This is a genomic window from Candidatus Scalindua japonica, assembly GCF_002443295.1.
GTDB lineage: Bacteria > Planctomycetota > Brocadiia > Brocadiales > Scalinduaceae > Scalindua > Scalindua japonica.
This window is the reverse complement of record NZ_BAOS01000028.1, coordinates 112,261-127,207: the sequence shown is the minus strand read 5'-3', so window position 1 is coordinate 127,207 and position 14,947 is coordinate 112,261. Positions and strand designations below refer to the sequence as shown.

Sequence of the window (14,947 nt, the reverse complement as noted above, 5' to 3'; positions counted from 1 at the left end):
TAGTAATTTAATTATACAGGAATTATATTATTATTTTAAGCCTTTGTCATATAACAAGATAAATATGATTGCCATTCTTAACCCTTTGCTTCCTGTCTTCTGAACGCAATGAAGAATCTCGTTCTTCATTCTGAATAACATGTTAACGAGCTAAGTCAGCCGAAAGATCTCATTTAACAATTAAAACAAGTAAAAGAGATATTCTTGTAAATTGTTATGCTTCTCAACTTTAGGTATTTCAAGCACTTTTAACTTGAAACTTTCAGCTAATAGTACTCGTTCACAACTTAACTGTCAAGTTGGAGTATTTTTTCGCTTGACAGTAATTATGCGTCTGCTATCATAACTCTGTACATAGAAAAGTACTTAGGAGAATAATGATTGTTTTTTATTAGATGTAAGTTGAAAGAAGAGTGCATAGTCTACGAATGAAAAGGAGAATCTCTATGCATGCGGCAAACAAATTTCTGACATTGCCAAATTTGATCAGCTTTGCAAGAATATGTTTTATCCCTCCTTTTGTAATCTGCTTAATTCAGGTCCAGCATCATAACTTCTACAGATACATTGCATTAGGCGTGTTACTCATAATTGGTTTAAGTGATGTTTTAGATGGATATCTTGCTCGGAAAAGAGGAGAAATAACAACCTTTGGTAAGTATCTTGATCCTGTTGCTGACAAGCTGCTTCTATTAATTGCCTGTTTTTTGCTCTCTTCAGATAAATTGTGGTCCGGACCCAGATTTCCTGTCTGGGTACTGGCGGTAATTGTAAGTAGGGAAATGCTGTTTTCATTCGGAATGTTAGCTGTCTTTATTACGATAAAACGCAAAATAAAATGGCAACCTAATAAATTGGGAAAGTTAACGACATTTATGCAGATCATGGCAGTTATCGCTGTACTGCTTGGAAACCACTTTTCCTTGAACACTTTTGCGATTTTATGGTGTGTAGTCGCCTTTGTTACTTTACTCTCAGCGATAAACTATACCTATTTGGGTGTCAGACAATTATAAATAATTATTAATTTGTCTCTATTGCAGAAAGCTATTTTTATTTTTTGCTGTAGGGTTCGTTTCCCCGCCTTAATCACTAGTCGTGCAGGCCAAACGGACATTTATCTTAAGGCTGTTTACCCGCCCGGAAGAATCCATTCGGATAGTGGAAACAGCCCCTACATTTAATAGTAGAGAAAAAACAAGGAAGGTTATAAGTTATGTTTAATACAATTACAGAGGTTATTGAAGATCTGAAACAGGGTAAGATGGTTATCGTTGTTGATGATGAGAGTCGTGAAAATGAGGGAGATCTGACGATCATTGCGGAGAAAATTACACCTGATATCATTAACTTCATGTTATCGCACGCGAGGGGTATAATCTGTCTGACGATAACAGAAGAACATTCAAAGCAGATAGGATTAACACATATGGTAACAGAAAATACATCAAGTTTTCAGACTCCGTTTACGGTAACGATAGACGCGAAAGAGGGTATAACAACAGGTGTATCTACAAAGGACAGAGCAACGACGATATTAAAAGCCATAAGTGATGAGTGTCTTCCCGGTGATCTTGACAGGCCTGGACACGTTTTCCCACTCATGGCAAAAAATGGAGGGGTTCTGGTGCGCGCAGGTCATACTGAAGGTGCTGTTGATTTAGCCCGCCTGTCAGGCCTACATCCTTCAGCGGTAATATGCGAACTCATGAATGAAGATGGGACAATGTCAAAACTTCCGGAACTTATAAAGTTCGCGGAAAAACACGAGATGAAAATGTGCACCATTGCGGATATCATCAAATATCGCCATGAACAGGAGCGTTTGATAGAAAAACGTGTTTCCGTTAATTTGCCTACAAAATATGGAAAATTTGTTTTACATCTTTATCGTTCGTTTACTGATGAATACCTGCATCTGGCTTTGTGTCTCGGGAATATTGGCAGTATGGATAATTCACCTTCTTCGATACAGACAGATCCGGTCTTAATACGTGTGCACGACGAGTGTTTAACCGGTGATATTTTTGGTTCTGTTAGATGTGATTGCGGAGAACAACTTCACAGCGCATTAAAGATGATTCAAAAAGAGGGTAAGGGTGTTTTGCTCTACATGCGACAGGAAGGCAGAGGAATTGGGCTTGAAAACAAGCTGCACGCTTATGCACTACAGGAGAGTGGGCTGGATACTGTAGAGGCAAATAAAGAGCTCGGTTTTAGCGCGGACAAACGTGATTACGGAATAGGCGCTCAGATACTCAGGGACCTGGGAATAACGAAGATGAAACTTCTATCAAATAATCCTAAAAAATTTGCGGCCCTGGCAGGTTATGGATTGGAAATTATAGACCGCGTCCCTATCGTTGTAGCGCCACAAGAAGAGAACGAACAGTATTTGCGTACCAAGAAAGAGAAACTAGGACATATTCTATAAGGTTCGCAAAAAAATGAACAAGTATAATAAATATATAGCTGAATTTTTAGGTACACTTCTCGTCGTTTTTATAAGCGCTGGTGCAATTTGTGCGGAACACTCCGTAAATTTGACAGGCGGGCAGAGTATAGTTCCTGTGTGGGTAATAACCCTGTTTGGCATAGTGATAGCTGCTATTGTTTATGCGACAAGCTATATCGCGGGTTCTCAAATTAATCCTGCGGTGACGATTTCTCATTGGGCTACCGGGAGGATGTACGCGGGTACTGCGCTTTACTATATCTTATCTCAACTGGCAGGTGCTGTATTAGCGGCGTACTTCTTGAGAATACTATTTCCCACTGCAATTCTTAAAGTTCATTTAGGCACATGTCTTTTAGGTAATGGAGTCGAGTTATGGAAAGCAGCATTAATAGAATGTGTCGTTACTTTCCTGTTTGTATTTACCATTTTTTCAACTACTGTTGACAAAAGGCTATCAAAAATCCTGTCCGGAGTTGCAATTGGTTTAGTCTATATGTTCGGCGTATCGATCAGTTCAACATTCAGTGGGGGAGCACTGAACCCGGCGCGTGTTTTTGGGCCTGCGGTAGTATCCGGTCATTTCGACAACCACTATATCTGGTGGCTGGGGCCAGTATCCGGTGCGCTTGCAGCTGGATTTCTCTACGGCAAAGTTTTCAAAAAGAAGAGTGATTAAAAAGAATTATCACCGGTAAAATAGAAAAAAATCTGTTAATGCTTGAGGCGTTCATCCCCCTTTTATTGTTATTGGATTGTGCATATTGTCGATTCAATTGACAATACCAATTTGGACAAATCTATTCGCCATAGCTATTCCCTGATTATCTTTCAGCCCCATCTCATCCTCCTTTTTCACCTCAAGCTCAATAAACGGTGAAGATTGGCTTTCGTGTTGTAATTTTTCAACCATGGCTGGCAGAGATTACTCTTTTTCTATTTATTTGACAAACGGGGCTATAGGAACTAATATTATTTCAGAATATCTCTGTTTATAACGATCAAACAGGATATTTTTCCAATAATACAACAACTGTTAAAGATAGTTTTCTCTCATGTTGAAATTTCTATAAAGAGGAGTCAGGTGTAATGCAGACAATTCGAATTGGATATATCAGGCAAGTCATAGTTAGCTCTATTTTTTTTATGTCATTAATGATGGTGGCGCAAGGTACAAGTATACCAATGGTGTTTGCAAAGGACAAGGAGTTATCACCGGAAATACAATTGGATTTATTGATTAGATCTGCAACAAAGGATATGGAAGCTGAAAGATGGGAAAGTGCGGTACAAAATTTTGAGAAATCAATGAAACTGGGTATTGATCTTCCGGGAGAATTTCATTTTCTCTATGGAAAAGCTCTTTTAAAAACGGGAAGCTATACCTTTGCGTTGTCAAGCCTTACTAATTATCTGACATTAGAAGGTCAGGAAGGGAAACATTATGAAGAAACAATTACTTTAATTGTAGATGCCAAAAACAAACAAGATGAAGAAAAACGCCGGACTACAGAATCGCATCATCATCAGACAAAAGCCGCTAAAGAAACTGAAGATGGAATGGTGTTTGTTAAAGGGGGATGTTTTGATATGGGAGATATCTTTGACACAGGAGAAAATGATGAAAAACCTGTGCATACAGTATGTGTGGGTGATTTTTATCTGGGGAAAACAGAAGTGACCCAAAAACTGTGGGTAGAAATAATTGGCCACAATCCATCTAAATTCCAATGTGGAGATTGTCCGGTAGAGAGAGTAAGTTGGAATAATGTACAGGAATTTATCAAAAAGTTGAATGAGAAGACAGGGATGAATTACCGTCTTCCAACCGAAGCTGAATGGGAATACGCGGCAAGGAGTGGTGGCTGGAAGGAGCAGTGGGCGGGGACAAATGACAAAGAGAAAATTGGAGAGTATACCTGGTACGGTTTTACTGCCGATGGACGAACTCATGGCGTTGCAGAAAAAACGCCAAATGAACTAGGCCTCTATGATATGATGGGAAACGTATGGGAATGGTGCTCAGACTGGTATGACAATAAATATTACGAGCACAGTTCAAGCAAAGATGCTCAAGGCCCCTCAGAAGGCAAAAACCGGGTTTTACGTGGTGGGGGTTGGCGCAGCAAAGATAAGGGTTTACGTACGACTGATCGTAATGACTTTATTCCAACCAGCAAAAAATTCAGCGATATAGGCTTCCGTCTTGCAAGAACTCCATAGTACGGCACAGTAAAAATTGAATAATTACTATTTTAAATATTTCTTTAAATTTCGATAAAAATTCTCATACACACCTAATGCTATTAAAACTCTTGAGCAAGGGAGCTGTGAATTAAAGGGATCTCGGCCTCTAATACTGTCCATTGTTATAGATTTATCATTATTATTTATTTGTTTGATATCAAATCATCACTATAAATTTCCTTTTAATCATAAATCTAAAATCGTTATTCGTAAATTAAAAATTACTCTCTTGTCAAATGCCGGTATTTCATTCGATGCGGCTGATCGGCTGCTTTTCCGAGTCTCTTTTTTCTATCTGCTTCATATTCTGAGTAATTCCCTTCAAACCACTTGACGGAACTGTCTCCCTCAAAAGCAAGTATATGCGTTGCAATACGGTCAAGAAACCATCGGTCGTGAGATATAATGACTGCGCAGCCTCCAAAGTTGTCCAGGGCCTCTTCAAGAGCACGCATGGTATTTACGTCCAGATCATTTGTTGGTTCGTCCAGAAGGATTACATTAGCACCCTCTTTTAACATGCATGCAAGATGAACTCTATTGCGCTCACCACCTGAAAGCACGTCTACTTTTTTCTGCTGGTCCGCACCAGAGAAATTAAAGCGCGCAACATAGGCACGGGAGTTTACTTCGTTATTTCCAAGTTCAATCGTATTTCTGCCCCCTGATACAATCTCCCATATTGTTTTTCCCGGATCAAGGGTATCACGCTCCTGATCAACGTAAGCAAGTTTAACGGTATCACCAATCTTAAGGGTTCCGGAATCGGGTTGTTCCTTGCCTGTAATCATCTTAAAGAGCGTAGTTTTACCAGCACCGTTTGGGCCTATAATTCCAACAATACCTCCAGCTGGCAGGGAGAATGACATCTCCTCAAATAGGATTCGTTCTCCAAATGCCTTACTTACATTTTCCGCTTCAAGAACAATATTGCCAAGTCGTGGTCCAGGTGGAATAAACAGCTCAAGGTCCTTTTCCTGTTTTGCGGCGTCCTGTTTGAGGAGCGATTCGTAGGCATTAATACGTGACTTTGCTTTTGCGTGACGGCCCTTGGTGGACATATGGATCCATTCCAATTCCCTCTGTAACGTTTTCTGGCGTTCTGATTCGCTTTTTTCTTCCTGTTTAAGGCGGTTCTGTTTCTGTTCAAGCCAGGAAGAGTAGTTGCCCCTCCACGGGACACCCATCCCCCGGTCAAGCTCAAGAATCCAGCCGGCAACATTATCAAGAAAATAGCGGTCGTGTGTTATTGCAATCACGGTTCCTTCAAACTGTTGAAGATGTTGTTCAAGCCAGGCAACTGTTTCGGCATCCAGATGATTGGTCGGTTCGTCCAGGAGTAATATATCCGGCTTCTGTAGTAAAAGCCTGCACAGCGCCACACGTCTTTTTTCACCGCCTGAGATAACATTAACCGGTGTATCTCCGGGAGGACAACGTAGAGCGTCCATTGCCATTTCCAGTCGCGACTCGATATCCCACGCGTTCTGCTTCTCGATCTCCTCCTGAAGTTTTCCCTGGCGCTCCAGAAGCTTATTCATCTCATCATCGGACATGGGTTCGGCGAATTTTTCACTGATTTCGTTATACTCCTTGACAATGTCAACAATCTCCTGCAGACCTTCTTCCACAACAGCTTTAACGGTTTTGTCCGAATCAACTAATGGTTCCTGTTCAAGATGCCCTATTCTATATCCGGCAGAGAGTCCGGCCTCTCCGTTATACTCTTTATCAACACCTGCCATAATACGCAGAAGCGAACTCTTCCCTGATCCGTTCAGACCCAGCACACCAATCTTGGCTCCATAGAAATATGAAAGGGATATGTCCTTAATCACGGTTTTGTTCTGGTACGATTTATTGACCTTCATCATTGAATAGATAATTTTTTCAGATGTATTACTCATTAGGCTTTGTCCTCGATGTTTATGTTATTTAAAGTATAATTAGTGATTGATAAGAGTGTAATTCGTTATGAATACACATTCAATTTCATTTTCCAGGAATTATCTTTCCCAGGACTACACTCTCCTTTGCGCCTGTGACGGAAGGGACGTTTCCAGGATTACCACATATTGTTTCGTTAGCAAGGATAGCAAACGCGACAGCCTCCTTTGCATCTGAAGGGATACCAAGGTCATCAATCTTTTTTATACTTACGTTTCCAAGATAATTTTCCAGGAATTGTAATAAGACAGGATTATGCACTCCACCACCACTTATTATAATCTCAGAAATTTTATGTGATGGGTGAATGAATTTTCTATAGCTGTCTGATATTGTTTTAGCAGTAAAGGCGGTAACTGTAGCAATCGCATTATGGATATCCATGTTGTCCTGTTTTAATCTCTTAAATAAATCATCAGAAAACTGAATACCAAAATCCTCTCTTCCCGTTGTTTTCGGTGGAGGTTTCGATAAATATGGGTGTGTACACAGCCTGTCTAACAAATCTTGATTCAATCTGCCTTTTGATGCCAACTCACCATTTTTATCATACTTTAGTCTTCCATCTGTTATGATCTCTGCAAACCTGTCTATTATCATATTGCCCGGTCCATTATCAAAGGCGATTATCTCTTCTATATTTCCGCCAGCATACAAAATTGTAACATTAGAAATACCGCCAATGTTTTGTATTACCCGCCCTATCCCGTCTCTTCCGAATAAAATAAAATCACTATATGGTACCAGAGGTGCTCCCCCCCCATCTGCAGCGATATCTCTTGTCCTGAAATCGGCAACAGTGGTTACTCCGGTCTCCTGAGCTATTACGGAAGCTTCGCCAATCTGCAACGTTGACCTCACCTCCTTATCATTTTGTTCTTTCAGAGAAGAGATATGATAAATTGTCTGTCCGTGGGAACCGATAATATCTATCTCTGAAAGAGGAATTGACATTTTTTCGGCAATCTGTGTGACCGCATCGGCAAATAGCTTTCCTAGTGTGAAGTTCAGTTGGCAGATTTTGTCAACGGTTCCTGTCTCTTTACAGGAAGTTTTAAATATTAACTTCCTTATCTCATCATTATAAGGGAATGTCTCAAATCCTATAATGTCTACTTCGGTTGACATACCATTTCCGGTTATCTTAACCAGACATGCATCAATACCGTCACATGATGTACCGGACATAAGGCCAATAACTTTACGGCTCTCTTTTTCTCTTAAACGGATTAAATTCTCAATCGACATGCTGTTTTAAATAAGTAAACCATTGACCATCCTTTTAATACAAAAAAAACAGATTCCCGTACAGCCGTTCACTAAGATAACCTGGGTGCCGTGTTCAAAAAACCATCTCCATGGCCTGGTTAATCACATCGGCCTCGATGTCCCGGTTATCTGCATTAAAGTGGATACTCTGCTCAAGCTCAACAAAAAACTACCTGGCTCAATGGTAATTCCATAGGCCATCACCGGGAAAAGGACCAGGATGAAGGACAGCAAAAAAACGCGCTGGGTCAGGCGGAACATAGCTAACTCCTTAAAGCCTGAACAATCAAATCATAAAAGTCGTGTAAAAGATGCTAATGATAATATAAGAACCTTATCGGTTTTTCAATAAAGTTTTCATCAAAATTTCGCCTTGAAAAAATAGTATACACAGATGAAAATGGAATTATTATACTATCCAGTAGCGCACACAAATAAAATATTAGATTCTCCCAATCATGAAAAATAATCAAGGGCAAAAACTTTCTCGTTCTATGAATCTGTTTGATATTGTCTGCCTTGGCATAAACGGCATTATCGGGGCAGGGATATTTCTTTTACCTGGCAAACTAGCGGCAGTTACAGGCCAATTTTCAATCATAATATTTGCCATTTGTGGTCTTTTATGCCTTGCAATAGCACTCTGTTTCGCTGAGATGGGAGGGATTTACAATGAAACAGGAGGCGCATATATTTATGCAAGAAATACCTTTGGCCCTATGATTGGTTTTATGGTCGGCTGGATGATGTGGCTCTCATCCATAATCGGCTGGGCAGCAATGGCAAAGGGTCTTCTCCTATATGTAAAATTCTTTTCTCCATCTCTTTCTGAAGGGAGGATTGGTGAATTCATAGTAATCAGTCTTATTCTGGCTATGGGAGTTCTCAATTTGTTTGGGGTAAAAATCGGTGCGAGAGTTATAAACTTTTTTACTATAAGCAAACTAATACCAATCTTTGCCTTTATCGCATTTGGATTCTTTCATATAGACACATCTCATCTGGGCCAAATATTCTCTTTGGAAATCAACAGTGTTGGATCTGCAATCGTTATTGGATTATTTGCTTATACAGGATTCGAATATCTGGCAGTACCGGCAGGTGAAATGAAAAAACCCGGAAGGGATATACCAGTTGCTTTTGCTATTGCAATCCTTGTTACCACACTTATCTACATTCTTATTCAAACAGTAGCAACAGGCACTTTTCCCGGTCTTGCACAATCGGAAAAGCCACTGGCAGATGCAGCCGTAAGCTTTATGGGTTCAACAGGTGGGGTTTTAATTGCTATTGGTGCACTCCTCGCGATAGCGGGTGTTAATTCGGGTATTGCTTTGACTGGACCGAGAAACCTTTTTGCCCTGTCAGCGGATGGTTTTCTGCCGGAAATTTTCACAAAGATACATCCGAAATATCACACACCTTATGTGGCAATAGGTGTTAACACCGTTTTGACCTTAATATTATCACTGACAGGCACTTTTGAATATTTAATTTTTGCCAGTGTGCTGGTGAGTATTCTACAGTATATTCCGACATGTCTGGCTGTTATTGTTTTAAGGAGAAAGCGCCCAGATGTATCGAAAAGCTTTAGAGTACCGGGTGGATACATAGTTCCCAGCCTTGCACTTTTAACTTGCTTCTGGATTTTATTACAGGTAAAACCTGTAATAATTCTCGCTACACTTGTAGGGGTTGCGTTATCTCTGCCTATCTACTTTTTCAGAAAGTAAACAACGAGAAGATAATATTGAAATGAATACTACTTACCTACTTTAAAAATCTCACAACTGCAACTCTTTTTCTATACAATTTACTCTCTCTTTAGTCTGCCATATTCTGATTGCCATCAAGTCTCGGATGTAGCCAAACATAATATTTGATCTCCGTTCTTCAATGATATAGGTGTAAGCGTCCATCGCCTTGTTGTAATAATTGACCTTTTCATTCTCATATAAGAGAGCTAACTCTTCGTAAAGATTACCAATTCGACATTGCGCGTTAAAAGGTGTTATTCCCGTAAACTTATCTATTATTTCCTGAAATTTTATTGTTGCCCTTTCATAGTTGATTTTCGTCCCTTCATCATCGCCTACATCATAAAGCGCCAGGCCCACATAATGATAAGCCTCTGCAACTGCATATGAATGTTCCTGCGCCTCTTTCTTAACCCCGTCTTTAAGTTCCTCAAGGATATTTCTGTATCTTCTTTCAACCGCCTCAACAAGACTGATACTTAGAGGGATCTCAGAATCTTCCAGCTCATTCTGACTCTCTATCCTTACAGATGGGAATAGCAAATTCGACAGGCCTTCCAGGCTCAATCCTTTAACAAAATAGAGCTCACTGACAGAATGAAATGTTTCATGTTTCTTCCTGTAAGCAGTAACTATACCTATCTCTTCTTTGCTGATGCCGAATTCCGCATTCAAAAACAGTGATAATTCTTCATCGCTTGCCCGGTTCAATTTTTTATGTAATTTCAGTAATTTGATTAATACTGCCAGCTTATAGGAAGGTGTTTCTCCGTGTAAGACCGTCCTCCTGTAAAAAATAAGCCACGGATTTCTGCAGGAAAAATTGAGTTGTCTTTTATAGTCATAAAAGATTTCCAGCGCTACTCCAAGCTTGCATTTTTCCAGAGTCTTTGGATCTTTATAATTGAGTCCTTGATATATTTTATCAATTCGATCAAAATATTCTTCGATTATGTCTCTCATCTGTATTGTGTGCACCTTCCGATGCAATTTCAATTCGTGCGGGCTATATTCTAATGCTTTGTTATAGTGTTCAAGAGCGTCTTCATATAATTTGTTGCGGTAGTCTTTGTCTCCATGATATTCATAAAATCTTTTGACCATTCTCCTTGGCCTCAGCTGCTCTTTATCTTCTTCATCTAAATGGCCAGATTTTTCGAAATGTTCTATTATCTCCTTTGGCGTCTGTAAGGATTTTTTTGTAAGAAAGTCTAATCCTGAAATGTATTCATACACGGAATTACATCTCTGTAGCATGTCGTTGCTAATACCTTTGCATATTTTGGCCTTTTGAATACAATCTCTTGCCTCTTGAAACAGACCAAACTCGATGTATGTTTTTCCTAATTGGACGAGCAAGCTTACTTCAGCATCGCCATTTACCTCTTTAATATCTTTATATTTGGACAAAAGTGTACCAATATGCGTCTTATACAAAATAGGAACAATTTCAACTCTATTTTCCGCAACTCGAACAACGTAGACATTAATATCTCCGGATTCCGGATTTATTTTCATACCAGGGACCACTTTACCATCAGTAAACTTTATCCATGGTGTCTCCTTAATAATGCTTGCAGTAAAGACATTATCATTTCTTTTAACCAGATCATTTAATGTCAATATCCTGTCCCATGGTATTTCTCCCTCTTTCTCTGTGCCGGGCCTAACAATCTTAAAATTTTTTAAAATATCTACTTCATTTTTTCTGAAAAGACCCCAATTCTTTAATTTTCCCAATAGCCGTTCTTCACGAGCCACCTCAAGTGGCAATATCCTTAATGTCATTTCTCCTCCCAGTTGCGCGACTATTATTCCACTCAAAACCGCTTCGGGAACACCTCCCACTCCTATGATCATATCAATCTCGCCCTTTGTTACTGCAAATGTGGGTGTGAGATCATCTTCTTTTACACGGATTACTTCTGCGCCTAATTTCTCGATGGTTTCTATTAGTTTTTTGTGTCTCAACCTGTCCAGGACAACAATCTTCATTTTTTGTATTTCATCATCAATATTTTGCGGATTGATCTCCTTATTTTTATCTTTAAGTACCTTTTCAGCCATAAGCTTCATGTTTTTTGTAATACCATGCGTTATATTTACCCCGGCGTCTTTGTATTTGTTTCCAACTATAGCCTTTACACAATACATATCGGGTGAATTAAACAACTTCTGTCTTTCGCTATAGCCAACAGCAACAACTACGCCTCCCTCAGATTCCGGATCAACTAAACAACGATCATTCTCGAAGGCACTAAGCACAATATCTGCCTCACAATCTTTTTGTACCGTTTCAGAACCCAATCTTTCGCCTATATACAACATTGGCATCTCTTTCCGCTCTCCCTCCGCGTTTACCACATAAGCCTTCCACCAGTTGAAGCTATTATAAATATGCCTGAACCACCAGACCGCCATACGTCTTGCACGAAATACATTGAATTCTTCTCCGTTAGTGCTGAAATACCTTAAAGTCCTTGCGGCAACGATCCCGACAGCATGTCTCAATTCATTTCTTTTAGATAATTGAAGGCCATTTTCAGAAGAAACCTTCAAATCAAAATGTTCCGGAATATGGGCATCTTTAATAAGAGGGTCATCTATTTTTTTGAAGTCAATACTATTGTCTTTTATGAATGTGGAATTATTTCCCACCGGTTCTTCTTTAATAATATCACTCATGTCTTGTCTTTGCTTAAAAAACGATAAACCTGATTATACTTATGAATTATTTCAGGTGTTGTTTCTTCTCTAATAGTCACTTCTACGAGCATTATTCAGCACTAAGTTATTTATATCAACAGTAAAAAAAGATTGCAAATTAAAAGCACCAATTTTAAAGTTTTTACATATTTTCAGGAACAAGACGAGAAATTGACTTTCAAAAAGAGTTTTGCTAGAATTTTTGACTGTACTGAAAGTATTCTATAAATCACATATCATGTATATAAAATAATCATACAATTTAATGAGAGGCCCAACGATGACAACACTTCGACTCCCCGCCTGAATGAAGAAGTCGGGCAGGCGCTCAGTGCGACGCAATCCTGAACACCTGCCCGTACCGGATTGGACGCGGAGTCGAAGGATAGCCTTTTATTGCTAGCAACTTAATTAATAAATGGGTCTTTTTGAGGTTTCAATTAGAGGAAAAGAAAATGCAGAAATGGTTGAAAAAGGAAAAAGAGTTACGCGGAAAAGGAATTGCTGATAAACAAATTGAAGAGACCGTGGCCTTTTTACGCCAAAAAGGCATCGATACGGTCTGGGATGTACAGGCAGCATACGACTCAAGTCTCTTTGGGCTTAAGGATAGATGCTCTTTTGGAAGTCATGGCCTCTGCTGCCGTAACTGTAACCTTGGGCCATGCAGACTGGATGGTGAAGAGATATCATTTCACACAAAGATTGCAGTGCCCAGGTTAAAGCGTTCCTCTTGTGGTAAAACAGCCGATAATATGGTTGCCGGAATGTTCCTGCAGACTGTTCTGCGTGGTACAAGTTCTCACATTGGTCATGCAATACATGTTGCAAAGTTATTCGTAAAAGCTGCTGAAGGTTCTGATAATTTTCCTATAAAGGCAGAAGCAAAACTCCATGCGGTTGCCTGCGAACTTGGTATTGACACAAACGATAAGAACACCCTTGATATTGCCAGAGAGGTTGGTCAAAAGGCAATGGAAGACCTTGTTGGCCCAGGTGAAGGTCCAATGAGCTTTGCACTTGCTCTTGCTCCGAAAAATATTGATAAACTCGTAGATGCAAACCTCATCCCACAAAAAGGAGCTGCCGAAACAATAGTACAGGGGATCCACAGTACTGCCCAGGGAATGATGAGCAGCACTGATCACTTGATTATGTCGTGTCTGAAATTTGGAATAATAGACGTACTGGCGCTTTACATCTCTACTCAACTTCAGGACATCTTACTTGGTGTCCCCACACCAAAGGAAGGCAAAATCGGGATGGATGTCCTGGACAAAGAGAAGGTTAATATTCTGGTACACGGTCACGTACCCGTACTATCAGAAATGGTAATCAACTATGCGGACAAACTTAAGGAAAAAGCGATAGCTGCAGGCGCTAAAGGTATAAACATCGTAGGGACTTGCTGTACTGGTACCGAAGTGCTGATGCGACTTGGAATCCCTATGGCAGGTAGCACGATCATGCAGGAACTTATTGTTGGTACGGGAGCGGTTGATGCCGTATGTGTAGACGTGCAGTGCGTATATCCATCACTCTCAGCCATGACAAAATCGCTTCACACTCGATTAATTACTACCATGCCGGAACTGAGAATGGACAACGATACCTACATAGAATTTACACCGGACAACGCTGACAAAGCTGCCACTCAGATTGTAGAAGAAGCTATTGCAGCTTACAAAGATCGCTCAGTGGACAGGGTATTCCTGCCAAAGACAAAAGGGAACAAATTGATGGGTGGCTTTTCTACAGAAGTTTTGATTGAAATTTTTAATAAAATAAACCCTGATGAACCGTTAAAGCCATTAGTTGATTTTATTATTGACGGTTCTATTCAGGGTGTAGCGGTAATTGCCGGATGTCTGTCTTCAAAAATTCAAACCGATATGAGCTTTGTAACGATGGCAAAGGAACTGCTCAAAAACAACGTCCTTGTGCTCGCAACAGGTTGTGCAGCAACTGGTTGCGCAAGGCATGGTTTGTTAAATGGGGAGGCAATGCATCTGGTTGGCGATTCACTCAGGGGAGTACTTAAAACACTTGGAAAGTCTGCAGGGTTGAATGGGTCTATGCCGCCAATTCTGCATTTCGGCTCATGTGTTGACAACTCCAGGTGTGCGGTACTGGCATCTGCAATCGCTGACTATCTGGAAACCTCAATAGACAAACTCCCCCTGGTGGCGAGCGCTGCAGAACATGTTGTTGAAAAAGCTGCCGCTATCTACATGGGCGTCATCTCTCTTGGTATAACCACTCACATCGGTGTTACACCAAAACTGGGAGGCTCTCCATACGTAATCAATAAACTCACAAAAGAGATGGAAGGAATTACCGGAAGCACCTTAATAATAGAAATCGATCCCAAAGAATCTGCAAAGGCTATGATAAATCATATTCAGAAAAAGAGAAAAGAACTTGGGATTTAAACCTGAAGGTTGCTTCTTCAATTCCATTCGAATCAGAGCTTCTTTTATAGCATTAGGTAATTAATAGTTTACACAAAAAGTGATACCATCCATCCAATGAATCACAAATTGTGGCTGTTTCACACGTCCCCGCC

At 40.1% G+C, this 14,947-nt stretch carries 10 protein-coding genes; 6 read left to right on the top strand and 4 right to left on the bottom strand.

The window, feature by feature from the left end; translation table 11 throughout:
- Positions 1-428: 428 nt before the first annotated feature.
- The 3 genes from SCALIN_RS15055 to SCALIN_RS15045 all read left to right on the top strand — a co-directional run bounded on the left by SCALIN_RS15055 (position 429) and on the right by SCALIN_RS15045 (position 3,134).
- Positions 429-1,016, top strand: coding sequence for a CDP-alcohol phosphatidyltransferase family protein (locus SCALIN_RS15055; protein ID WP_096895280.1), 588 nt, complete (start codon positions 429-431; stop codon positions 1,014-1,016).
- A 200-nt stretch (positions 1,017-1,216) separates the two neighbouring features.
- Positions 1,217-2,434 (top strand): bifunctional 3,4-dihydroxy-2-butanone-4-phosphate synthase/GTP cyclohydrolase II, encoded by a 1,218-nt coding sequence (locus SCALIN_RS15050; protein WP_096895279.1) that lies wholly within the window; start codon positions 1,217-1,219, stop codon positions 2,432-2,434.
- Positions 2,435-2,447: 13 nt separating this feature from the next.
- Entirely contained in the window at positions 2,448-3,134 is a 687-nt protein-coding gene (locus tag SCALIN_RS15045; protein WP_096895278.1) for an aquaporin, read from the top strand.
- A 93-nt stretch (positions 3,135-3,227) separates the two neighbouring features.
- Here SCALIN_RS15045 and SCALIN_RS22355 read toward each other — a convergent pair whose 3' ends face one another.
- Positions 3,228-3,368, bottom strand: coding sequence for a hypothetical protein (locus SCALIN_RS22355; protein ID WP_162532346.1), 141 nt, complete (start codon positions 3,366-3,368; stop codon positions 3,228-3,230).
- 176 nt (positions 3,369-3,544) lie between these two features.
- Here SCALIN_RS22355 and SCALIN_RS15040 point away from each other — a divergent pair, with 176 nt between their 5' ends.
- Entirely contained in the window at positions 3,545-4,678 is a 1,134-nt protein-coding gene (locus SCALIN_RS15040; protein WP_096895277.1) for a formylglycine-generating enzyme family protein, read from the top strand.
- A 245-nt stretch (positions 4,679-4,923) separates the two neighbouring features.
- On the opposite strand, the gene ettA is transcribed toward SCALIN_RS15040, so the two are convergent.
- Entirely contained in the window at positions 4,924-6,609 is a 1,686-nt protein-coding gene (gene ettA / locus SCALIN_RS15035; protein ID WP_096895276.1) for an energy-dependent translational throttle protein EttA, read from the bottom strand.
- Positions 6,610-6,694: 85 nt separating this feature from the next.
- A complete protein-coding gene (locus tag SCALIN_RS15030) occupies positions 6,695-7,897 on the bottom strand; it encodes an anhydro-N-acetylmuramic acid kinase (RefSeq protein WP_096895275.1) in 1,203 nt (400 codons plus the stop codon).
- Between the two features lie 515 nt (positions 7,898-8,412).
- On the opposite strand from SCALIN_RS15030, the gene SCALIN_RS15025 reads away from it, so the two are divergent.
- Positions 8,413-9,651, top strand: a complete 1,239-nt coding sequence (locus SCALIN_RS15025; RefSeq protein WP_162532345.1) for an APC family permease — start codon at positions 8,413-8,415, stop codon at positions 9,649-9,651.
- Positions 9,652-9,702: 51 nt separating this feature from the next.
- Here SCALIN_RS15025 and SCALIN_RS15020 read toward each other — a convergent pair whose 3' ends face one another.
- Positions 9,703-12,360, bottom strand: a complete 2,658-nt coding sequence (locus SCALIN_RS15020; RefSeq protein ID WP_096895273.1) for a fructose-bisphosphatase class II — start codon at positions 12,358-12,360, stop codon at positions 9,703-9,705.
- A gap of 476 nt (positions 12,361-12,836) precedes the next feature.
- On the opposite strand from SCALIN_RS15020, the gene cooS reads away from it, so the two are divergent.
- Entirely contained in the window at positions 12,837-14,813 is a 1,977-nt protein-coding gene (gene cooS, locus SCALIN_RS15015) for an anaerobic carbon-monoxide dehydrogenase catalytic subunit (RefSeq protein ID WP_096895272.1), read from the top strand.
- The last annotated feature ends 134 nt before the right edge of the window (positions 14,814-14,947 follow it).